Here is a 23930-nt window from a genome sequence, read left to right as displayed (position 1 = left end):
AGATAATTTATTGTAGTTTTGCGCTTGAAAAAATTTAAACCCTTAAAAATCAATCTAATCTACATGGAATCTTCCAACAATACCTCTAAAATTGCGCTGATTGCATTAGCAGTCTTGACCGCAGTGCTAGGAGTACTCTACTTCCGTTCGAATCAATTAAACAACGAACAAGCAACAACCATCGAAGAAAAAGCAACTGAATTAGCGAATACGCGCACTTCTTTGGACTCGATCTCTACTCAATTAGATGCCAAAATCGCTGAAATCAAGTCTCTTGGTGGACAAGTAGCTGATTTAGAAGCATTGAAAGTACAATTGGAGCAAGATAAATCTTCATTGAAGCAAGCTAATCATGCTACCATCGCATCTTACGAAGCAAAAATCAAAGAATACAATTTGGTATTAACGCAAAAAGATGGCGAAATCGTTGAATTGAAGAAGCAAAATGGAATTTTGACAGAAAGCAACCAAGTGTTGACGACGCAAAATACCAACTTGAACAATGAAAACACAGGCTTAAAAACGCAAAACAAATCTTTGACAGATACCTTAACGGAAACAGCTGCAAAGAACAAAGAATTGGCACGTAAAGTAAGTATTGCAGCTGCTTTAAAAGCACAAAATCTTCGTGTTCTAGCAATCAATGCCAAAGGAAAAGAAACAGAACGTGCTCGATTGAACGGAAAGAAAATTGAAAAATTAAAAGTTGTTTTCACATTAGCGAACAACCCAATCACGAAATTAGAGAACAAAACGATTTACGTGCGTGTGATCGATGGAGAAGGCGCTACACTTTCCGACGAGGCTATCGGTTCAGGAAAAGTGAACGTAAATGGCAAAGAAGTAACTTATACAACAAAACAAGTTATTACGTATACAAACGACAACCAAGAAGTAAGCGTTGTTTACCCACGTGGTGGCGTTGCTTACAAACCAGGTAAATACACAGTTGAATTAATCGCTGAAGGATTTACAGTAGGTGCTGGGACGTTTGAAGTGAAGTAAATTAGACGTTAGACATTAGACGTTAGACATTAGACGTCAGCAAAGAATTTAGGACCTCGCGAGCAATCTCGGGGTCTTTTTTTTGGACGTTAGACGTTGGACATTAGACGTTGGACGTTGGACGTTCGTTAGTTGCTGTTGAGGCGCTTGGCGCCAATTCCCCAGACTGAAGTCTAGGGTTATATCCTGGGGATTAGACGCGAAGTATCGCGTCTCTACAGTCCAACGTCCAACGTCTAAAGTCCAACGGTCTATTTCTCCCACCACCACTTCGAGAAACTCTTCGTAAACAAAATACTCGACCCAATCGTCTGATTGATTTGATAGGAGTTCAAAGAACCCGCAAGGGAGGTTTGCACGTTGCGATTATAAGTCTTTAAACGCAAGGAACCATCCCGATTCATGAACCATTCCAATGCCCAATCCCCCAGCAATAATTGTGGACTCGTCTGATTTCGTGCATCTGTAAATCCACCACTCCGCGTAATCCGCAGTCGGTCATTCACATTATACGATGCCCGCAATTGTAAATTCGATAAGATATCCTGATTCAAAATTCCGCCACCCAAATACACATCCACATTCAAATCCTTGTCTATTTTTGAGGCTAAATTACTCAGTTGATTCGACAACATTTCCGTGAAATTCCCCATCAAATTACTGATGGCAATACCTGATCCTCCAAATGGAGAAACCAATTGGCCAAATAACAAGACATTACTTACTTGCCGCGTCAACTCCTGCTCATCCGTTTTAATCCGGTTCGCAAAGGCCGTCACAGCACCATTTAAATGTACGTCTTTGGGATAATCCCGAATGCCAATATCAAAGGTGATGTTGGGCGACAACAAACGATTCTGCAAATTAATCGTCACATCGACCGGGTACCGACGTTTAAACTCCGGCATATTACTCTTGTTTGTCGTATCCAATAGAATTGGAAACAAGGACGCATATTGGGTATAGACAGCCTTGATATCCACATTGGCCTCTAAGGGATCCCCTTTCCAGGAAATCTTCGACCCACGTTGAATAGCAAACTTCTTATTAATCAAGTTCTGTAGCGTAAATGTATAATCCCCTTGGTCAATCGCATAATCCCCATTCATCTTAAAATCACCCTGCTTATCCAAGGTCATCTTAATATTCCCCATGCCATACACCCGCATGATATCCCCTTTCTTCGCATCAAATTGAACCTCCCCATAAGCCTCCGGCGTCAAAGCCAAATTGAGGTCCATCGTAATACCATCTTGCTTCAATTGATTCACCAAAGGCTTTTCATTCAGCTCCGCGGCAGTTGCTAAGGTATGGCTATAAAATGCATAATCCCCTTGATCCGTTTGCTCATATTCACGATCCAATGGAATGAATAATCGGGTCCCACGATCACTCTTCAAATCTGCAGAAATAACCAGTTGATCCACAGTCCCTCGTATCGCAAAAGGGCCCGTCGCAAATCCCGTTCCATAATAAATCGACTTAGCTGTTCGTGCCGTGTTCAACAATTTATAATGATTCAGATCGGCTTTTAGATCTAATTCAAATGGACTGTTTTTCGGGAATGCCAAACGGGCATTCATCCGCGCCATATTACCCTCGGGATCTTTCAACAACCAGTTTTGGCCTACAATCTGTCGTGACTTAAACAGTACCGTATCAGCAAAAAGGATACGCGTATTCAAATAATCAAAGGTCGTTTTTCCATTCCGCACAATGATTTTCCCATCCAAAATGGGTTCCTGAAAACGGCCACCAATATGCAATTCCCCCGAGGCATCCCCACCTAAATCCGAAAAGATCCCTTTCGCAAAGGGTTCCAAAATCTGCAAATTCGTCTTATTCAATTCGGCACGGACATTTAATTTCTCCGACTCCTCAAAAGGGCGATAGGTTCCACTGACCGACAACACTGATTCACCCAAACGATTCAAATGATAATTCAAATCCATCAATTGCGATGCTGCCTCATAGGTCCCTACGCCTTGAAAATCACCGATGTAAAACTTATCCAACCGCAACGAATCCAATAACAACCAAGAGTCTAAATGCGTATTTTGATACCAATTTTGCAAACTAAATTCGGCATTCATTTCACCTTGAACCTTGGTCGCAAAGAGCGGCGCGAGTGTGCCTAATTGGAACTTATTGACCTTCAATTTCAAGGTTTCCGTCGAGTCCATGGAGATATTTCCTTGCAGGGAAATCGACTGTTTTTTATTCGATATCAACACATGTTCCGCACGCAAATCTTGCCCTTGAATACGCACACGATTCTCCGGATCAATCGACCAATCCTGCCCTAAAATACGCACATAAGAATCCTTAAATTTCAAGGACAGACCATCCTTTTCAAATTTCCATAGCCCCCCTAAATGGGCCATGTTTTCTTCGCCTTGTTGCTTAAAATCTAAGCCAAAATTGATGCGATCCTGATCCCAAAGGGCATCCAATTTGAAATTTTCCGTAGGCGTTAAAAAGTTCAATTGTTGCTTCCGAGATTGAAAAATCAAACTAGACGAAACCTCTGGGCCGCCTAAATATTTTGAGCTTTGGAAAGAGAAAACAGACTGATAAAACTTGTAACCACCCATAATGAGTGTGTCAGGATAGGCTTCTAGACTTACTTGAAAACTCCTCCCCTTAGTCACATTACCAGAAAAAACCGTATTATGAGCAACACCTAATGAAGGATAAAAACGCTTCAATAAAGGTGCTGCATCATGGCAAACAATTGTAAAATCAGCCCCATATTTATTATCCGTATCATGAAGCTTTCCCGCATAATAGGCTTTACGTTCCATTTCATTTTTTTGAAAATACAATTGATACTCATCCCACAATTGCAGCAATTCCGTTTGCATCTGACTTGGAACAAAATCCCCATTCACCTCCACGGAAACAAAAGGCGAATTCAACACATAATGGCGTTTGGAACCAGGGCGATTCTCCGCATTAAACGTCACCATATCCATTGCCAAATCTTCCATATTGGGCTTTTGAATAAATACGTCTTGGAAAAATCCGCGCCCCGTTAAATCATCCACATTATTTAATGCCAAATCAATATCAATAGCTGATTTAATTCGAATAGGTTCTTTGGTAAAATGCAACACTGCCAAATCCGCGCGTTCCACTTTCCCTTCCAATTGATAGGTTGGCTTCAATTGTCGCAAATTGATTTCTCCTGCCAAATTAGCCACCAAATGTGAATCCTTGACAGCAACCGTTCCCTTGAACAATTGCTTCTGCAAATTCCCTGTTAAACTCACGCGTTTGTACGCGTAGCGATTGAAATTTATCTCGGAAATCATGCCATCGAAATCGACATTCGCCGATTGATTCGAGAATCCCGTTCCTTTGATTTTAGCTGCTAAATCGATCGTACCTAAATAAGATTCTAGCGCGAGGAGTTTGCCCAACTTAAACTTCCGCAATGCCACCCGACCTTCATAGCCCGAAAATGCCATCGAGTCCTTTAAACGCATCGAAACATCGCCTTCCATATAGCCTAATCCGGTATTCGCTTGACCCGAAGTCCGAAAATTCATGTGCGTTCCATTAAACTTCCCAGCAAAGGAAACAGGCCCCAATATGCGCATCTTGTCGGCCGCCGGCTTCGAGATAAAAACCGCTAAATCCTGCGGGATAAACAACGAATTGCGCATGTTGAAATCCATCTGCGTCTTCGGAATTTCCGGCAACCCTTTGAATGAAAAATCCCCGCGCAACACGCTTTTTGAACCAAACCCAAATTGGAAATTCTTTAAGGCCAATTGCCTTACTGTTCCAGCTAATTTACCTTGTGCCGTATATACTCCTTTGTAAGGATACATGGCGGCAATGAATCGCCCCACATCATCCGAATTCAAACGTGTTTTGACCAAATTTGCTTGCATGTTGGCCTTATCAAACCATTGCGTCAAATCCTCAATGTGCTTGTAATTAACCAAAAATTGATTCGCCACATAGGACTCATTCACCGCTAAATCCAATTGGTCAAACCGCATTTGCTTGTCACAAATCATGAAATGCGTATTCATGCGCTTGACTTGCAAACGCGTAGCCTCATGTTGCGCCTTGAACCCAAGCGTTTCCAGGCCGATGGTATCTCCTTTGGCATAGAACTGCTTCACCCGGGAATTAATATGGGAAATAGCAAAGTGTGATAAATCAAAATGTGTTGATGTTGCTTGATTAGGTTCTTGCTCATCATCCAATAAAAACTGCCCATCCACAACCTCCGCTTCGCGGATGATAAACGTAGATGAACCCTTGGATGGCCCAGGCGAAATCCGATTGACCCAGGCGATAATTTGATCCGTAAAGTGATTCAAATTCACCTGTCCATGCTTTTTTTCAAGAACAAGATGCACCCTCGGACGCAATAAGCGTGCGTAATCGAGCGTCGGTCGATTCCCTCCAAGAAACAAATCGCTGATACTAAAATTCACATCGAGGTGCTCAATGTAAATCATTTCCTTGCCCCAGGGATCCTGAATGCGTAAGCCTGAAAGACTTAACTCATCGAAAAACTTAACTTGAATCCCCTTGATTTCAACGGGATAGCCTAATTCACGCTCAATGGTGGGCGTAAAATAATTGGCTAAAAGCATCTGATTGGCGGGTGCACGAAGCAGCAAAATACAGGTAAAAATGAGCAAAAAGATTCCTACCAACCCGTACAGGATCGCTTTAGCGAGGATCTTTAAGTATTTTACCATGTTTACTTTTTTTGCCCTATTTTTGCAGACAAATGGTCCTACTAGCAATCGAATCTTCATGTGACGAAACCTCCGCAGCCGTGATGGTTAACGGAGAATTAAAGTCAAATATTATATCAACCCAACTCATCCATACGGAATGGGGTGGTGTTGTACCCGAGTTAGCTAGCAGAGAACATCAAAAAGCGATCATTCCTGTCGTTCAAGAGGCGCTGCAAAAAGCAAATATAAACAAAAATGACCTGAATGCCATTGCGTTTACGCGCGGCCCAGGATTATTGGGTGCACTGCTCGTGGGAACATCTTTTGCAAAGTCTTTAGCCTTATCCTTGGACATTCCATTAATCGAGGTTAATCACATGCAAGCGCACGTTTTGGCCCATTTTATTGAGGAACCCAAACCGCAATTTCCCTTTCTCTGCCTTACAGTGAGTGGCGGACATACGCAATTAGTCTGGGTCAAAGATGCCCTTCACATGGAGGTCATCGGCGAAACACAAGACGATGCCGTGGGAGAAGCCTTTGATAAAACCGCTAAGCTCATCGGCCTGCCTTATCCAGGTGGACCCTTAATCGACAAATTAGCGCAAGTAGGAAATCCGGATCGCTTTCCATTTTCATTAGGCGAAATGCCTGGTTTAAACTTCTCTTTCTCGGGAATCAAGACGCAAATTCTTTATTTCCTTCAAAAGGAAACCCAAAAGAATCCGGATTTTGTAGAAGAAAATAAGACCGACATCTGTGCCTCCGTCCAAAAAAGCCTAATCGATATGCTTTTGCGTAAAGTGAAGAAGGCGATGAAAGAGAAAAACTGCCAACAAATCGCGATTGCAGGCGGCGTATCTGCAAACTCAGGCCTCCGCAGCCGACTGCAAGAAATGGGCGAAAAGGAAAAATGGGATGTGTTTATCCCCGCCTTTCAATACTGCACAGACAATGCTGGTATGATCGCCATGGCAGGTCATTTCAAATACGAAGCGGGAGAATTTACGAATCAGGATGTGGCGCCTCTGGCGAGGTACTCGTTGTAATTTCTTTGGCAAACCTTACAGGATTGCCAAAGTTTGAGGCGCTTTTGCGCCGATTCCCTAGGCTGAAGCCTAGGGCTAAAAAATAGGATATTAACTCCAGGCTTTAACCTGGGGACCGATGCAAAGCATCGCTACAACAAAGACTTCAGCGCATTCCAAAACGCCATCTTCAAGGCTTTTTCCTCATCGGTCAACGTCGAAATCAAACGAGGGAAATAATAGACCTTACTCGCACCTAGCTGCTGAATCTGATTAGCTTGCAGACCCGCAAGACTATGTTCCCCTAAGAAAATATAACGAGTAGGAGCCGTTTTTGACACAAATTCCTCCAAAGAAACCTGAATTTGATCCCCATCAATAATGGACCAATCTCCATGCGGCAATGCCAAAGGCGGAGCCGAAAAGATCAATTGCAATCGGGATTTTTCCGCTTCAGTGATGGCACCGATCACCAACCAAGGACTAGCGATGGAAGGAACACCCACCTCAACTACTTCCTCAGCAGGTAAAACAGGCGCTTGATCTAGCTGCTCCAATGGACGTTCCGACGTGACCCAATAGATCACCTCGTTCTCATACAAAGCAGCTAAATCAATTCCCTCTGTCATCTTATGCTAAAGAACCGCGCAACACACAAGCCTCACGATCCGGGCCTGTTGAAATAAAGTTGATCGGTAAATCTAAATGCTTCTCTAAAAATTTAATGTAAGCCGAAAGCTCAGCAGGCAATTCCTCAAAACGACGCATGCCTTCTAATGAGCAATTCCACCCTTTCAAAGTTTCGTATACCGGCTTCACTTTGATGTCTGTAATTTCAAATGGAATTTGGTCTGTAATCGTACCATCCGGCATTTCATATCCTGTACATACCTGAATCTCTTCAAAAATATTCAAGACATCCGCCTTCATCATAATCAATTGAGTCACCCCATTGATCATCATCGCATATTTCAACGCTGGTAAATCGATCCAACCACAACGACGTGGACGACCGGTTGTTGAACCAAACTCACGACCCTCTTGGCGCATACGCTCACCTACTTCATCTTCTAATTCCGTTGGGAAAGGACCCGAACCCACACGTGTTGCATAGGCCTTAAAAATACCAAATACCTCACCAATGTTCTTTGGCGCCACACCTAAACCTGTACATGCTCCCGCAGTAATGGTGTTCGATGACGTAACGAATGGATAAGAACCAAAATCAACGTCCAATAAAGAACCTTGCGCTCCTTCTGCCAAAATCGTTCTACCCGCCTGAATCGCATGATTCACCGAATATTCCGAATCGACCAAATGAAACTCCTTCATAAACGCAACCGCCTCAAAGAACTCCTTCTCTGCCGCAACTAAATCATATTCAAATTTATAGACATCCAAAATCGCCTTGTGACGATCCACCAATGCATTGTATTTCGCCGTAAAATCCGGTGAGATCATATCCCCCACACGCAATCCTTGACGTGAAATTTTATCTGTGTATGTAGGTCCAATTCCTTTCAATGTTGAACCAATCTTCGCATCGCCTTTCGCTTTCTCATACGCAGCATCCAATAAACGGTGTGTAGGCAAAATGATGGAAGCCTTCTTCGAAATCTCTAAATTCTTACGTAAATCCAAGTTGAAATGTGCCAACCCATCAATCTCCTTTTTGAAGATAATCGGATCTAATACCACCCCATTTCCAATAATATTCTGAACTTCTTGACGGAAAATTCCCGATGGGATTTGATGCAAAACGTGCTTAAAACCATCAAATTCAAGCGTATGACCCGCATTCGGTCCACCTTGAAAACGCGCAACTACCTGGTAACGAGGTGCCAAAACATCCACAATCTTTCCTTTTCCCTCATCGCCCCACTGTAAGCCTAATAATACATCAACTGCCATAATATGAATATAAATGATAAATAATTACTCGGGTGATTGAGCCTGGTATTGATCCCGAAACTCACAATTTTTCTTCGTACACGATCCATAAAAAATCAAGGAATGATGCATCACATTAAACTCAAGCATCTCCCCCACCAAACTCTGAATCGTCTGAACACGCGGATCACAAAACTCTGTCACCTTGTGACAATCCGTACAGATTAAATGATCATGCTGCCGACGGCCATAGGATTTCTCAAACTGTGCTTGATTTCGCCCAAACTGATGTTTAACCACCAAATCGCACTCAACCAACACATCCAAGGTATTGTAAACCGTCGCGCGCGAAACCTGATATTTCTTGTTTTTCATGGAGATATACAACTCCTCTACATCAAAATGATCATCGCGCAAATAAATCTCTTCCAGAATAGCAAAACGCTCCGGCGTCTTCCGCAGACCCTTATTTTCTAAATAAGCTGTGAAAATCTTTTTAACCGAATCGAACTTCTCTATTGCTGCAGACATTATTGAAAAAAAACAACGTAAAATAAGCAAAAAAAACGGAAAAATGCTACTTAATCTTCCCGCGCAACCTCAATAACTCCGGCGACCATTTCCAACTCAGAAACCAAATTTTCCAAGTGCGACGTATCCTGAATCATCAAAGAAATCTTACCCTCAAATAAACCATCTTTCACCCCAATCGACAGGGCAGTAATGTTCACCTTCAACTCATCCGATATCACACGTGTCACATCATTCACCAACCCAACGCGGTCAATGCCTCGTATAATCAAATCGACCACAAAGGACATCTGAATCTGACTCGTCCACTGCGCTTTAATCACGCGATCACCATGTCGAGACAATAGTTCAGGCGAATTAGGACAGGTCGTACGGTGAATCTTAATTCCCTCATTAATCGTCACAAAGCCAAACACCTCATCGCCGGAAATCGGATTGCAACACTTCGCCAAGGTATAATCCACCTTGTCCATGTCTTCACCAATCAACAAAATATCGGACTCCTTACGCCCCTCCTCGACCTGTTGCATGCCCTTCTTAAAGGATTTACTATCCACAATTGGCGCCTTAATGGCCTTCTCCGCCTGCTTCCGTTCATGCATTTCTTTGTCGGACTTCCAGTGCTTCAACTGATCGACCGAAATATAGGCTTTCCCAAAACGATAAAACAAATCATTCGCATCCTTCGCATTGAAATAGGCCCGCAATTGATTCGTTATTTCCAACGTCAAATTGGGATAGCCCAAATGCTTCAATCGCGCCTCCACAACATCTCTTCCCTGAATCAAATAGCCTTTATTGTCCTCTTTGATGCAGTCTTTGATCCGCGCTTTGGCCTTTGTGGTGGTTACGATACGCAACCAATCTTCCGATGGCTTTTGCTTAGAGGATGTTAAAATCTCCAACTGGTCTCCATTGCTCAGTTTATGCGACAAGGGCACTAATTTGCCACCCACTTTCGCTCCGATGCAGTGTGAACCCACCTCCGAATGTATCTCAAACGCAAAATCCAAGGCCGTCGCACCGGCTTGCAATACCACGAGTTTTCCTTTGGGCGTAAAAACAAAAACCTCCTCGTGGTAGAGGGAATTTTTGATGTCATCCACTAATTCCACCGCCGACTGGCTCTTGTCGTTCATTTCCAAGGCTTCGCGCACTTGGCTCAACCACGACTCAAACGCCTGCGAAGTTCGCGTATCTGTCCCCTTGTATTTAAAGTGCGCCGCAACCCCCTTCTCTGCAATCTCATCCATACGCTTCGTACGAATTTGTACCTCAACCCAGCGACCTTCTTTGTCATTGCCAAAAGGCATACTCATCACCGTCGTATGTAGCGACTCGTAACCATTCGATTTGGGCGTAGAAACCCAGTCCTTCAATCGGCTTGGATTAGGTCGATAATGATCTGTCACGATACTATACACTTCCCAACATTCCCCTTTTTCTCGCTCCAAAGGCACATCTAATACCACCCGAATCGCGAACAAATCATAGATTTTCTCAAACGGCGTATTCGACTTTTTAATCTTATTGTAAATGGAATAGATGGATTTCGGTCGGCCTTTGATGGTATATTTCATCCCCCGCTCATCCAAAGATTTCTTAATCGGACGAATAAATTGATCCACAAAATTCTCACGATTTTGCTTATTCTCCATCAATTTATGCGCAATGTCTTTGTAAGCTTCCGTTTCCGTAAACTTCAAGCCCAAATCCTCTAGCTCCGTTTTAATCGCATTCAATCCCAAACGGTGAGCCAAAGGCGCATACAAGTAAATCGTCTCAGATGCGATCTTCAATTGCTTTTCTTTGGCCATGCTTTCCAAAGTCCGCATGTTGTGCAAACGATCAGCTAGCTTGATCAAAATCACTCGAATATCATCCGAAAGCGTCAACAACATCTTCCGGAAATTTTCGGCTTGTTGGGACGTTCCATATTCAAAAGTCCCCGCAATTTTTGTCAAGCCATCAATAATTTGCGCAATCTTAGGATTGAACATCTTTTCAATTTCCTGCAAAGTCGTATCCGTATCCTCCACCACATCGTGCAACAATGCCGCGATGATCGATGTAGGTCCAAGGCCTATTTCCTCCACACAAATTTGAGCGACTGCCAAAGGATGGTAGATATACGGCTCCCCGGATTTACGGCGCATTTCTTTGTGGGCTTCCGCCGACAATAAAAATGCCTTCTTGATTTCCTTGGCGTCATCGTCTTTTAAATACGGCTTTGCCGTACGCAAAAGCTTGCGATAACGCTTCAATATTTCTAGTCTTTCTGCTTCTAAATCGATCTTCATGACGCTATTGAGCTTGAATTAACGCGACGGCCATCGCCGAAATTCCTTCTTGTCTTCCCACAAAACCTAAGCCTTCCGAGGTCGTTGCTTTGACCGAAATTTGGTCTACATCGAGTGCCATCACCAAAGCCAAATTTTCCTTGATGGACGGTATATGTGGATTTAATTTCGGTTGGTCTAACACCACCGTCACATCCACATTGCCCACTTCCCAGCCCTTTTCACGAATCATTTCCATGACCTTTTTCAGCAACAAGGTGGAAGCAACGCCTTTCCACATTGGATCTTTATCCGAAAAATGATAACCGATGTTCCGCATGTTTGCCGCTCCTAAAAGCGCATCACACAAAGCATGACAAACTAAATCAGCATCTGAATGGCCCAAAGGCCCAAAATCGCTTGGAATTTCTACGCCACCCAAAATAAATGGTCGGCCTTCCACCCAACGATGTACATCATACCCTTGTCCTACGCGTATTTTCATGATTATCCTTGTTTAAGATAAAGCAATGTATTCTTTTTCCCTTGGACAAACAGCTTGTTTGCCCAATCTTGTATTTCTTTCAACTCAACTGCCGCAATGTGTGCCGCCTCCGTATTCACAAAATCAACATTCCCCGCATTCGCCGCCATCGCTAAATTCATCGCACGATTCAACACTTCCACCTCTCCGAATACCAAAGATGCCTCCGCTTGATTCTTCACGCGTTGCAAACCTTCCGCATCAATGCCCGTTTTCACAAAATCTTGAATAGCATCAAGCAACAATTTTTCGGCATCAGCCACATCCACTCCTTCACAAACTTGACCCGAAACGACCAATAAACCCGGATCCATCGAACCCGTCAATGAGGCATGCAAAGAGTCAAAAATTCGTTGGTCTTGCACTAAAGCATTATACAAATACGAGGACTCATTCCGACCTAATAAATCGGAGAGCAAATCAATCGCATGGTATCCTGGCGCGTAACGTCCCACAATGGGATAGGCAATATATATCCGATTAGATGGCACATCGGCCTTGATTTCCATTCGTCGGTCTTCATCCTGAACTGGCTCCACCGGCAAATTCCGCACTGGCTTCACGCCTGCCGGAATCGGCCCAAACCACTTTTCAGCCATTATTTTCACCTCTTCAAAATCAACCTTTCCCGCAACCACCAATATAGCATTGCTAGGCACATAATGCTTTTGGAAAAAGGCCTTCACATCTTCCAAAGTCGCCTCCTCGATATGCTTAATCTCTTTACCAATCGTCGCCCAGCGATAAGGATGTTGTTGGTAAATCAAGGGACGAAATTTCAACCAAACATCGCCATAGGGCTGATTCAAATATCGCTGCTTAAATTCCTCAATCACCACTTTGCGTTGCACTTCCAACGATTGTGGATTAAATGCGAGTGATAACATGCGGTCGGACTCCAACCAAAACGCCGTCTCCAGATTTTGGTAAGGCAAGGAGATGTAATAATTCGTTAAGTCGGGAGTTGTAAAGGCGTTGTTTTCGCCACCCACCGACTGCAAAGGCGAGTCGTAATTGGGGATATTCACCGAACCACCAAACATCAAATGCTCAAATAAATGCGCAAAACCCGTACGTTCGGGATCCTCATCCCGTGAGCCCACATCATAAATAACATCCATCACGGCAAGCGTCGTGCTGGCATCCTCATGCACAATTACTTGAAGACCATTGGATAAGGTGAATTGTTGGTATGAAATCATGAGGCGTGGGCGAAATTAAAATAGAAACAAAAGTAAAAAATTAGGCCTAAAAACCACAGAGCTTCCTTATTTTTACGCATGCGTTTTTTTATTCTTTGCCTTTTCTCGTGCATTAGCTTTGTCAGTCAAGCTCAACTCCTGCAGGACCCGCAAGCACGCAATCTCATCGCGCAAGGATTAAATCACATGTATCAATACGATTTCAAAGAATCCACAGAGGACTTTAACGCCATCAAAGCCGCCCACCCCAAACATCCATCGGGTTATTTACTGTCGGCCATGCAATATGAGCAGCAATTTTTCCCATTAAAAGATCATCCAGCACAGAGCAGGGCCTATTTGGCATTTTTGGAATTAGCCTACAAGCTAGCCCAGGAAGCTTTTGACCGAAATAATAATGATTTGGAAGCCTCCTTTTTTTGTACGGCGTCCTTGGGATTTTTGGCGGCCTATGAGGCTGATAATCAAAACTTTATGAAGGCCGTTTCCTATGCAAGAAAGGCCTATAGTTTCATGAAAATCGGGATTAAGAATACGGAGCGCCAACCCGAATTTTTGTATTCCTCAGGCATTTACAATTATTACCGCGTGGCATACCCGGAACTCCATCCCATCATCAAACCCTTAATGTTCTTTTTCGAAGAGGGAAATAAACGAACCGGATTATCCATGCTGGAAGCGGGAACGCGAAAAACGATTTTTGTACGCAATGAGTCCTTGTTTTATTACAGCTATGTGTTCAATAAGTATGAAGGAACACCGCACAAGGGATTGCCTTACAACACGCAATTGATTCAACAATTTCCTAATAACCATTGGTACATTCTCCAACGGGCTGAATTGTTGACGCTTTCGGGACAATACGAGGCGGCAGATCCGTACATTGACCAATTGGAAAAAATCAATTCCCCCTATTTCAAAGGTGCGGCACATGTGTTTAGGGGCATGCGGGAGGAATTCGGGAACAAGCGTTATGCGGCAGCGGAATCCTATTATGCCAAAGGGCTGACGCATCCCTGGGAAGAACGATTTACCAAAGACATCCATGGCCTAGCCTTGTTGGGCATTGCCCGACTTGAAATCAAGAAAGGGAATAAATCCAGAGCGATGCATTTCGCAAAAAAAGCGGGGGATTTTGTCGAGTACAAAAACTCGATCGAAGAACAAAAGAGACTGCTTAATCTTCATTAGCCAAAACCGCTTGCTCATAAGCAAAGGTTTTTTCAAAGGCCTCCGTGATGGGAGTCAATTCAAACGGAATATGTTTGCGCAATTGCGTAATGTCCAAGGAAACTTGTTGGACGTCCGTCGGCATTGCCTCCATAAACTCCACCTGAAAATGCGGAACTTTGGATTTAACCAAGGCAATAATTTCTAGCAATGACATCGTCTTGCCCGAGCCAATGTTCAAGGTTTGATTACTAACCCGAGCCTTAAACAAATCCATGATGGCCCGCGAGATGTCCTCCGCGAACAGGTAATCTTTGGCCTGCGAACCATCGCCCCACACGACTAAACTTTCTCCACGCAATGCCTTGCGAATCGCGATATTAATTACCCCTTGTGTAGTAGACCGATGATGTAAACCAAAAGGATTCGATAAGCGCAAAATCAAGTAATCGATTTGATATAGATTCGCATACAAGCGTATGTAATGCTCAACAGCCAACTTAATAATACCATAGGAGCTAATCGGTTGGCATGCCTGCGACTCCTTTTTGTGCGTAGGTAATTCGTTCCCATACACAGCCCCACCCGAAGACAAATACAATAAATTCGTACAAGCAAACTTTTTCATCACCTCCATCAATCCAATGGTAGGTAATAAATTGGTCTCCACATCCCTTTGGATGTTTTGGGTAGAAAGCGCTGGAATAATGGAACTTGCGAAATGAAAAACATGCGTAAAACGATGCGTTTCGAACAAATGCGTCAGGGTATTCACATCCGAATAATCACCCTCCACGAACAAGACATCAGGAAACTGGATCGAAGATTCTGGAATCATCTGGGATAAAACAACCATTTCAGGTGCGCCATCCTGGACATGTTGCTGCACATAATCCAAGAGATTAAAGCCTAAGAAACCGGCACCGCCAACAACGAGAATTTTATCCATGCGTTTTTAATGTGAAGCAAAAATAGGGTAAATTCGTATAAAATATAGCCCTATTATGAATTTGCTGATTGCCCGATCGAATTTCCATTCTTATTCCGAGACCTTTATCGACGAGCAAATTAAGCAATTAGCCCCTAGCGAGGTGCTTTATGAGGGTTGGTTACCGAGTAGAACCTACAGCGGAAAGTCCATATACCCATTCCCTTTATCGCTTTTAATTGTTCGTGGAACCTTACGGAATCTATTTCCGGTTTTTTTCAAAAAAATCTATCAGCATTTTTTAATCAAGTTCCTGCGCACGAATCAAATCGATGCATTTTTAGCGAATTACGGCCCATTGGGCGCGAATATCTACGAGGCCTGTATCGCTGCGAATATCCCTTATTCGATAGTGTTTTTGGGATTTGATGCGAATGAGAAAAAGACACTGACGCAATATCATGACGCATACAAGGCCATGTTGCCGCGTGCACAAGCGGTAATTGTGGTGGCCCAATCCATGCGGGAAAATCTAGAAGCCATTGCGGGTCCTTTAAATAATTTACACTTCATTCCCTGTGGAGTAGATACAGCAAAATTCAAACCCACAGGTTCGAAATCGAATGCATTCACCTTCATTTCCGTGGCACGTTTTGCGGAGAAAAAGGGCCCGATTCATAGCCTTAAAGCTTTCACAAAGGTGTTCCAACAAATTCCCAACGCACGTTTGTTGATGGTAGGCGACGGACCCATGTGGGAGGAAGCGAAAGCGTATGTGTCGGAAAACCAATTAGAAAATCACGTTTTCTTTTTAGGTGCTAAATCGCAAGACGAATACTTGCCATTATTGCAGTCGGCGCATGTATTCATCCAACATTCCATCATCACGAAAGCGGGAGATTCCGAAGGTACGCCCGTCGCGATTTTAGAAGCGGCAGCCTGTGGCTTACCAACAGTTTCCACCCGACACGCGGGAATTCCGGATGCGGTGATCGAGGGAGAAACCGGTATTTTAACCGATGAGCATGACATTGATGCCATGGCGGAAGCCTGTATTTTCTTGGCTCAAAACCCTTTGGAGGCAGAAAAAATGGGGATTGCTGCAAGCCACCACGTTTCTGAAAAATACGATGTGGTCAAGCTCAGCCAAAAAATCAAAAGTATTTTAAAATAAGTGTATTTTTGTCCCTTATTCGAATAATGCATGGGAATCGTCATACGGCAAAGTCTTAAAGCCTCCATCGTCACCTACTTGGGGACGGCGATCGGGACGTTCAATGTCATTTTCCTTTACAATCAATTTTTAAATCAAGATGAGGTAGGGCTAATCGCAGGAGCTTTAGTCAGTATTCCGTTGATTTTTGCGTCCTTTACCCAACTCGGAATTCCCCAATTAGCCGTTCGATTCTTTCCACATTTCGATGATCCGGAAAATGGTCATAATGGATTTTTTAGCTTTTTATTGATTGCTCCTCTGTTTGGCTTAAGCCTATTTACCTTAGGCTATATCGGATTACGTGAAACTTTCCACAGCATCTATGCGGATACTTCGCCTTTATTGCCGCGCTATTTTTATTACATCATTCCGCTGACAGGCAGTTTTCTTTACATGGCGATTTTGGAAGCTTATGCCCGGGTACATTTGCGGATTGTTGTCCCTGCCATTATTCGTGAAATATTGTTGAGATTGTCAAATTCAGCCTTGATTTTGGGCTTTGGTTTAGGCTATTTGAATTTAGACCAATTGGTTTTAGGCATTACACTTTCCTATGTTTTTGCGGTCATTGGTTTGTTGATTTACATCAAGCAATTAAAGCGTTTTTACACGCGCCTTGATTTTTCATTTCTTCGCAAACCGGTATTTAACGAAATGTTGCAATACGGAGGTTGGGTGATATTGGCGGGGGCAAGTTTCACATTGATCCAACACGTCGAGAAAATCATGCTACCAGCCTATGCGGGTGGATTAGGAACGACGGCGGTTTTTGATATCAATTCCCGCATGGCTTTGATGATCGCCATTCCACGGAATGTGATTGCGGCGATTAGTACGCCTATTTTGGCGCAAGCTTGGAAACGAAATGATCATGCCCAAATCGCAGATATCTATAAAAAATCATCGGCTAACCTGTTATTAGTGGGATGTTTTCTATTCTTAGGTATCTGGTGTAATCTGGATTTTATCTACCAAATTATCCCCAACCACGAGGCTTATGAGGCTGGCAAATGGGTGGTTTTACTGGTGGGTATTTCTAAGGTCATCGACATGGGCACAGGCTTGAACTCTGAGATTTTAATTAATTCCAAATACTACCGCTACGATCTGATTTTTTACCTGATTTTGGCCATCGGAATTGTGGTTGGAAATTTGATTTTCATTCCGCTGTATTCCTATAACGGAGCGGCTTTAGCCTCGCTCATCGCACTGGGCGGCTACAATGCCATCAAGTATTTTTTCCTTTGGAATAAGATGGGCATGCAGCCTTTTGACATGAAAACGCTCGGAATTATTCTGTGCAGTTTGATCATCGCTTATGTCGTTTTAGCTATTCCGGTGTTTAGTGATCATTGGTTTTTGAATGTGGGGATACGTTCCTCGGCAGTTACGGTATTGTTCTTTTTGGCTTGTTGGGCATTTAATTTATCCCCCGATATCCGCCAATTGATCGAAAATAAATTAAAGAAATGAAGTTGATGTCATTGGCGGGAGGTTTGCCGCATTATTACAATTTGGTATTGAATAAGCTCCAAAAGGAAATGGGCGTTGAGGTTTGTGTGGTCGTTCCATCGGCCAAAGGAGCAACCTTAGGGGCGGGCGTATTCGAGAGCAAAGATGGCATCGAGTTCAAGGTTTTTTACCAAGAAGAATATACGACCTATTATGGGAAGAAATTTTTCAAAGGTTTGAAGGAATTAATCCTGCAGGAAAAACCGGATGTATTGATGGTCAACTGGCCTTATCAAGCCGCTTTTGTTTTTTATCCGGGATGGTATAATTTCTTGCGCCGAAACAATGTCGCTTTGGTTTCCAAAGAGATTCCTTTCCAAGTTCCGCATTACGATCAGGCAATTTCCTATTATTTAAATGGTGGGGGCGTGACGGAAAACAATCAGGCACACCAACAAAATAAATCGATTCTGGCTCGATTCAAATTCATGATTGTTCGGGAGACCCGTCGGCTGTTTAGTAATTTGGTGGATGCGCATATCAACTATTTGGATGAGGCGGTGGCGATGCATGCATCGTATGGCGTACCTGCGGAGAAGGTATTTGTGACGGCAAATTCGCCGGATACGGATGTGATTTTTGAACACGTCGAAGCGTTGAAAGATGTCAAATCGAATCCCTTTCGCCTGTTGCATATCGGTCGGCTGGTCAAATGGAAGCAGGTGGACGTGTTAATCGAAGCAGCAATTGCTTTGCAAAAGAAGTACCCCCAGACAGAACTCAGCATCGTAGGTGACGGACCCGAATTGGAAGCCTTAAAAGCGCAAGCGGCAGACTACGATTTTATTAAATTTCACGGAGGTATTTATGACATGCGTGAATTAGGCCAAATAACATGTGAGTCGGGCATTTATGTCCTGGCCGGCATGGGCGGATTATCCATTAATGAGGCGATGTGTTTTGCCAAACCTGTAATCTGTTCGGTGGCTGATGGCACGGAAAAACGTTTGGTCCGCGAGGGCTACAATGGCCACTTTTTCGAATCCGGTTCCGTAGAAAGCCTCGTTTCAGTCATCGAAAAACTCTTCGCAAATCCGGATCAAATTTCGATCATGGGCAAGCGTTCTCAAGAAATTATTCAAAACGAAATCAATATCCATACGGTCTTAGGGAATTACATGGAGGCGTTTAAGTATGCGATTGCTGCGCGTTTGTAGAGACGCGATACCTCGCGTCTATTTCTAAAAACATATGGATACGCATACCACGCGTTTATTTTTTGAACCTGTAGAGACGCGATACCTCGCGTCTAAATTGAAATAGACGCGAGGTATCGCGTCTCTACATAATAAATTAACCTTTGATCGGATTATCATATATGTATTGAATGATATTTTCAAGCTCAGTTTCATCTCGAATTATTCGATCATGAAATCGTGCTTGCCAAGCAAAATCAGCATCAAATTTTCTAGCTTCAACCTTCACAGAAGATTTAAACCCTCGAATTATGGAAGCTAAATTATTAGATTGTGGGCCAAATCTTGCCTGATTTATTTCTAAAAAATCTGAAGCTTTTTCAATGCCAATGATTCCATGCAAATGATTCGGCATGATGATAAAAGGCCCAAGGTACGTAAAAGGGAAAAATGTAGGTATTTGTAACCAATTAATACGAGCGACCTGTCCTAATTGATTGAGAATTACCTTTTCGTTCCCAAGTGTTCCAAAACTAGGCCGCATGAATTTTGTGCAAATTGTCACAAAATAAAGTCCATTATTAGAATAATCCCACCATTCGGCACGTGTTGATTTAATTTGAAATTTGTTTTGATCTTTGACACTTAAAGTCTTTTTCATGATGAAATATTCAAAATGAAACATCGAATTCCTAGGAGTAGATTTAGATTATCTAGAACCTGATAAAATAGACGCGAAGTATCGCGTCTCTACAATTATGAGGCAAATACATGCAGAGTATCAGATATTCATAACCTGGAGTAAATAGACGCGAGGTATCGCGTCTCTACAATCCCGCTTTTTCCCTATCTTTGTCCCTTATTATCCTTACAAAGATTCCCGAATGAAAGTAATTCAAGTCGTAGGCGCACGCCCCAATTTCATGAAAGTAGCACCGCTACATCGTGCCATTCAAAATCTTCCGAATTGGACTTCTAAAATTGTTCATACCGGACAGCATTTTGATGCCAAAATGAGCGACGTGTTCTTTACCCAACTGGAATTACCGAAACCCGATTTCTTTTTAGGCATCGGCGGAGGAACGCAATCCGAAGTAACCGCCAAAATCATGTTGGCCTTCGAACCCATTCTACTTGAAGAAAAACCGGATCTAGTCATCGTCGTAGGCGATGTTACCTCGACCCTCGCTTGCACCTTGGTTGCCATTAAATTAGGCATCCCATTAGCGCACGTGGAAGCGGGTTTACGCTCCGGCGATCGCAACATGCCCGAGGAAATCAACCGAATCTTAACGGATTCTGTGGCGAATTACCTATTCGTGACGGAGCAAAGCGGCATCGATCACTTGAAACGCGAAGGTGTTTCCGACGAGAAAGTTTTCTTCACAGGCAATGTGATGATCGACTCGTTGGTTCGCTACCAAGAAAAAGCAAAAAGCAGCACGATACTTGCCGACTTAGGATTAGCGACTCCGGACTCCGGACTTCGGACTTCAGACTATATCGTCATGACTATGCATCGCCCTGCAAACGTCGACACGGAAAAGGGCCTAACCTCCATCTTACGATTAATCGAATTAAGCACTACGCAGACCAAAGTCGTTTTCCCTATCCACCCTCGCACTCGTGCGCACATGGAGAAATTTGGTTTACTGGATGCCATTGAAAGCAACCCAAATTTAATCTTAACGGAGCCTTTGGGCTATTTAGAATTCATCCAATTGATGAGCCATGCCCAAGCAATCTTGACAGATTCCGGCGGAATCCAAGAGGAAACAACCTACCTAGGCGTGCCTTGTTTGACATTTAGAGATTCCACCGAAAGACCGATCACGGTGACGATGGGAACGAATCAGCTGTTGGCCGACTTAGACCCCGATAAAACCTACGAAGCATTAACGCACATTTTAAAAGGCGAAGTAAAAAAAGGCGAAATTCCACCGCTTTGGGACGGGAAAGCTGCCGAACGCATCGCTGCTAAAATTCAAGAACTCTTCGCATAAACATGCCAAAGCCGCTCAACATCGTCCTCCTCTCCTATCACAACCAAAATGGTGGTGCCGGGATTGCTTGTGGTCGATTGGCAGAAGCGCTAAAAAAAGCGGGACATCAAGTTAGCATCTTGGTACAAGAAAAAACGGGTGACGACAATTCAATCGCATTGAATAATAGTCCGTGGAATAAAACGATGAGCTGGCTTCGATTCATCCTCGAACGTCTCGTATACCTACCCTTTGAAAAAAACAAATCCGACCGCTTTCTTTTTAATCCAGGGAGATTTGGGCAGGATTTAAGCCAACATCCCTTAATCCAACAAGCAGATATCATTCATCTGCATTGGGTGAATTTTGGTATGTTATCCATTCAGAATATCAAGCAATTATTGAACGCAGGGAAACCGGTGTATTGGACCTTGCACGACATGTGGGCATTCACAGGCGGTTGTCACCACAGTGGCGCATGTATGAATTTCCAACAGGCCTGTGGGAACTGCGAGACATTCATCAAGAATCCCCAAGCAAACGACTTGAGTCATCAAATTTGGGAAGAAAAAATGCAAGCATTCCAAGAACGCAATCTGCATATCATCACCTGCAGTGACTGGTTAAAGGAACGCGCCAAGAAAAGTAGCATTTTAAAAAACCAGCCCATCGAAAGCATCCCAAATGCCATCGATACGGAACTTTTCAAACCCGGAAATAAAGCTGAAGCAAAAAAAACATTAGACCTAGACCCCAGCAAAAAACATATCCTATTCGTTGCCATGCGCGTGAATGCTCCCAAAAAAGGATTTCACTATTTGGAAAATGCCTTAGCAGGTTTAGATAAATCAACAACGGAATTGATCATAGTGGGAAATGCGCAGGAATTGCCGGAACTGCCATTGAAAACACATAAGCTGGGCCACATCAGTTCCCCGGAAAAAATGATCCAAATCTACCAAGCGGCAGATGTGTTTGTCACCCCCTCTTTGGAAGAAAACCTACCCAATACGATCATGGAAGCAATGGCTTGCGGAACGCCTTGCGTTGGCTTTAGCATTGGTGGAATCCCCGAAATGATTGACCACCAGGTAAACGGCTATGTGGCTGACTATCAATCGACGGAAGATTTAACAGCGGGACTCAATTGGACCTTGGCAAACGCACCCGAACAAGCTGCCCGCCAAAAAGCGGAATCATCCTACGCAGAAGCAATTATTGCAGCAAAACATGTAAAATTCTACACGCATGTCGGCTAAATTAAGCATCATCACGATTACCTACCAAGCGGAAAAATTCGTGGAGCGCACGATTCAAAGTGTCATTTCCCAAGGAAATCGCACAGAAATCGAGTACATCATCATCGATGGAGCTTCCAAAGACGGCACGCTAGCGATCGTAGAAAAATACCGTGCAAACATTGATATCATCGTTTCAGAACCCGACCGCGGTATATACGATGCGATGAATAAAGGGATTCAACAGGCAACGGGCGATTATCTGATTTTCATGAATGCAGGCGATTGCTTTGCTTCAAACAATACACTAGACTCCCTTTTAGAAGCGATAAAAAATCAACCGGACGTCATCGTGGGCGATGCATTATTCGTGGACCTAGCAGGTAAAGAACTGGGACTTCGCAGTGAAGTGACACCGCATAAAATCCCGGCAAATTTGTCTTGGAAATCGTTTCAATACGGCATGGTCATTTGCCATCAATCCTTTATTGTCAAGCGTTCGATTGCTCCTTTGTATGATTTGACTTTCCGACTTAGTTCGGATATTGATTGGGAGATTCACTGTTTAAAACGCAGCAAAAAAACCATACAGCTCGCTATCCCGATTTGTCGGTACTTAACCGGCGGAGCCTCCGTTCAAAACCTCAAACGTTCCTGGCAAGAGCGATTCCAAGTCATGGAAAGACACTTTGGCTTTTGGCATACAGTCATCGCACATCTAAAAATAGTGACTAGAGGTTTATTTTTCGCACTCCAAAAAGGAGGGAAATATTGGTAATATGCTGTATATTTAACCCTTATGAGAATTACGCTTAGCCTTATTACACTTTTATTGTTTAGTCTCACGAGTTTCGGACAAAAAATCCGCTTTGCGTCCAGCATAGGAACGAGCTTTATCAATTGGCATGAAAAACAAGCTACCATTGATTTTGGGGCACAAATTATATTTCATAAACCAGGCAAAAAACACCTTTTTTATGTTAAACTAAAAACATTAGGAAACGTGGACGCATCTCCCGTAGATCGACAAACTTATACCTTTGTTGAAACGCCTCTCATGCCTAATAACATGCCCTTATCAGCTACAGAACCACTAACTTCCCACTATCGGGGCGGTCAGGCAGAAGTAGGCTTTCAGTGGCCAATGAAATCAGGATTTTCACCTATTCTCGCGATTTACAGTAAATCGCTAGCACGCAAAATCACTTCAAATCAAACACAATACATTGAGGAAGAAAAATATGCATTACATGGAATAAGTGTAGGCCTCAACTATGAATGGAAGTTTAAGGAATCATCCATTAATCTTCAAGGTCAAGTCTTTGAACCCATATATCGCGATGTCACATTGTATGGAAAATATATCGGAGTACCCTATTCGTCTTTGACGACCGACAATTCCATCAATTATAAAAGTAGACTCGACTTTCATTACAAAAAATATGGCATAGCGCTCAATTATGAAATTTTGAATTTTGGATCTGCCAAAAACCCGAATTCAAAATCAATCGAATCTTCGCAAGCCCAATTAATCTCCACATTCTTCACCTACTATTTCTAAGC

Annotated in this window: 19 protein-coding genes; 10 read left to right on the top strand and 9 right to left on the bottom strand. The window is 43.2% G+C overall.

What is annotated here, in order from left to right:
- Positions 1–63 precede the first annotated feature (63 nt).
- Positions 64–1005 (top strand): hypothetical protein, encoded by a 942-nt coding sequence (locus V7S75_RS09950; RefSeq protein ID WP_459513555.1) that lies wholly within the window; start codon positions 64–66, stop codon positions 1003–1005.
- A 251-nt stretch (positions 1006–1256) separates the two neighbouring features.
- Here V7S75_RS09950 and V7S75_RS09945 read toward each other — a convergent pair whose 3' ends face one another.
- Positions 1257–5729 carry a translocation/assembly module TamB domain-containing protein gene (locus tag V7S75_RS09945; protein WP_459513553.1) on the bottom strand — a complete coding sequence of 1491 codons (4473 nt, stop codon included), beginning with the start codon at positions 5727–5729 and terminating at the stop codon, positions 1257–1259.
- A gap of 32 nt (positions 5730–5761) precedes the next feature.
- Between V7S75_RS09945 and tsaD the strand changes: the two genes are divergently transcribed.
- Positions 5762–6760: a tRNA (adenosine(37)-N6)-threonylcarbamoyltransferase complex transferase subunit TsaD gene (gene tsaD / locus V7S75_RS09940; protein WP_459513552.1), complete on the top strand. Its 999-nt coding sequence runs from the start codon at positions 5762–5764 to the stop codon at positions 6758–6760.
- A gap of 131 nt (positions 6761–6891) precedes the next feature.
- On the opposite strand, the gene V7S75_RS09935 is transcribed toward tsaD, so the two are convergent.
- The 6 genes from V7S75_RS09935 to V7S75_RS09910 are packed head-to-tail and all read right to left on the bottom strand — an operon-like array spanning position 6892 to position 13185.
- Complete coding sequence (locus tag V7S75_RS09935; RefSeq protein ID WP_459513550.1) at positions 6892–7368, bottom strand: hypothetical protein; 477 nt, start codon at positions 7366–7368, stop codon at positions 6892–6894.
- Between the two features lies 1 nt (position 7369).
- Positions 7370–8650, bottom strand: a complete 1281-nt coding sequence (locus V7S75_RS09930; protein ID WP_459513549.1) for an adenylosuccinate synthase — start codon at positions 8648–8650, stop codon at positions 7370–7372.
- A 24-nt stretch (positions 8651–8674) separates the two neighbouring features.
- Positions 8675–9160, bottom strand: a complete 486-nt coding sequence (locus V7S75_RS09925; RefSeq protein WP_377976928.1) for a Fur family transcriptional regulator — start codon at positions 9158–9160, stop codon at positions 8675–8677.
- Between the two features lie 50 nt (positions 9161–9210).
- A complete protein-coding gene (locus V7S75_RS09920; protein WP_459513546.1) occupies positions 9211–11460 on the bottom strand; it encodes a RelA/SpoT family protein in 2250 nt (749 codons plus the stop codon).
- 4 nt (positions 11461–11464) lie between these two features.
- Entirely contained in the window at positions 11465–11944 is a 480-nt protein-coding gene (gene ispF, locus V7S75_RS09915) for a 2-C-methyl-D-erythritol 2,4-cyclodiphosphate synthase (RefSeq protein ID WP_459513544.1), read from the bottom strand.
- A 2-nt stretch (positions 11945–11946) separates the two neighbouring features.
- Positions 11947–13185, bottom strand: a complete 1239-nt coding sequence (locus tag V7S75_RS09910) for a M16 family metallopeptidase (RefSeq protein ID WP_459513542.1) — start codon at positions 13183–13185, stop codon at positions 11947–11949.
- A gap of 78 nt (positions 13186–13263) precedes the next feature.
- On the opposite strand from V7S75_RS09910, the gene V7S75_RS09905 reads away from it, so the two are divergent.
- Entirely contained in the window at positions 13264–14376 is a 1113-nt protein-coding gene (locus V7S75_RS09905; RefSeq protein WP_459513540.1) for a hypothetical protein, read from the top strand.
- Here V7S75_RS09905 and V7S75_RS09900 read toward each other — a convergent pair.
- Entirely contained in the window at positions 14363–15304 is a 942-nt protein-coding gene (locus V7S75_RS09900; RefSeq protein ID WP_459513538.1) for an NAD-dependent epimerase/dehydratase family protein, read from the bottom strand. The genes V7S75_RS09905 and V7S75_RS09900 overlap by 14 nt on opposite strands.
- A gap of 55 nt (positions 15305–15359) precedes the next feature.
- Here V7S75_RS09900 and V7S75_RS09895 point away from each other — a divergent pair, with 55 nt between their 5' ends.
- The 3 genes from V7S75_RS09895 to V7S75_RS09885 are packed head-to-tail and all read left to right on the top strand — an operon-like array spanning position 15360 to position 19168.
- Entirely contained in the window at positions 15360–16457 is a 1098-nt protein-coding gene (locus tag V7S75_RS09895) for a glycosyltransferase (RefSeq protein WP_459513537.1), read from the top strand.
- Between the two features lie 30 nt (positions 16458–16487).
- The gene (locus tag V7S75_RS09890) at positions 16488–17972 is read left to right on the top strand and encodes a lipopolysaccharide biosynthesis protein (RefSeq protein WP_459513536.1); all 1485 of its coding nucleotides are present in this window, start codon (positions 16488–16490) and stop codon (positions 17970–17972) included.
- Entirely contained in the window at positions 17969–19168 is a 1200-nt protein-coding gene (locus V7S75_RS09885) for a glycosyltransferase family 4 protein (protein WP_459513534.1), read from the top strand. Before V7S75_RS09890 ends, V7S75_RS09885 begins: the two co-directional genes overlap by 4 nt.
- Before the next feature lie 136 nt (positions 19169–19304).
- Here V7S75_RS09885 and V7S75_RS09880 read toward each other — a convergent pair whose 3' ends face one another.
- Positions 19305–19808, bottom strand: coding sequence for a transposase (locus V7S75_RS09880; RefSeq protein ID WP_459513533.1), 504 nt, complete (start codon positions 19806–19808; stop codon positions 19305–19307).
- 223 nt (positions 19809–20031) lie between these two features.
- Here V7S75_RS09880 and wecB point away from each other — a divergent pair, with 223 nt between their 5' ends.
- From wecB to V7S75_RS09860, 4 genes are read left to right on the top strand one after another with little or no spacing between them, the layout of a single operon-like run.
- Positions 20032–21150 (top strand): non-hydrolyzing UDP-N-acetylglucosamine 2-epimerase, encoded by a 1119-nt coding sequence (wecB, locus tag V7S75_RS09875; protein WP_459513531.1) that lies wholly within the window; start codon positions 20032–20034, stop codon positions 21148–21150.
- 2 nt (positions 21151–21152) lie between these two features.
- Positions 21153–22388, top strand: coding sequence for a glycosyltransferase family 4 protein (locus tag V7S75_RS09870; RefSeq protein WP_459513529.1), 1236 nt, complete (start codon positions 21153–21155; stop codon positions 22386–22388).
- A complete protein-coding gene (locus V7S75_RS09865) occupies positions 22378–23145 on the top strand; it encodes a glycosyltransferase family 2 protein (RefSeq protein ID WP_459513528.1) in 768 nt (255 codons plus the stop codon). Before V7S75_RS09870 ends, V7S75_RS09865 begins: the two co-directional genes overlap by 11 nt.
- A gap of 21 nt (positions 23146–23166) precedes the next feature.
- A complete protein-coding gene (locus V7S75_RS09860; RefSeq protein ID WP_459513527.1) occupies positions 23167–23928 on the top strand; it encodes a hypothetical protein in 762 nt (253 codons plus the stop codon).
- Positions 23929–23930 lie beyond the last annotated feature (2 nt).

Source organism: Aquirufa sp. TARAVU-A1A (assembly GCF_054558675.1).
Note: the sequence above shows the minus strand (reverse complement) of the source record. Positions and strands in the feature narration are given on the sequence as shown.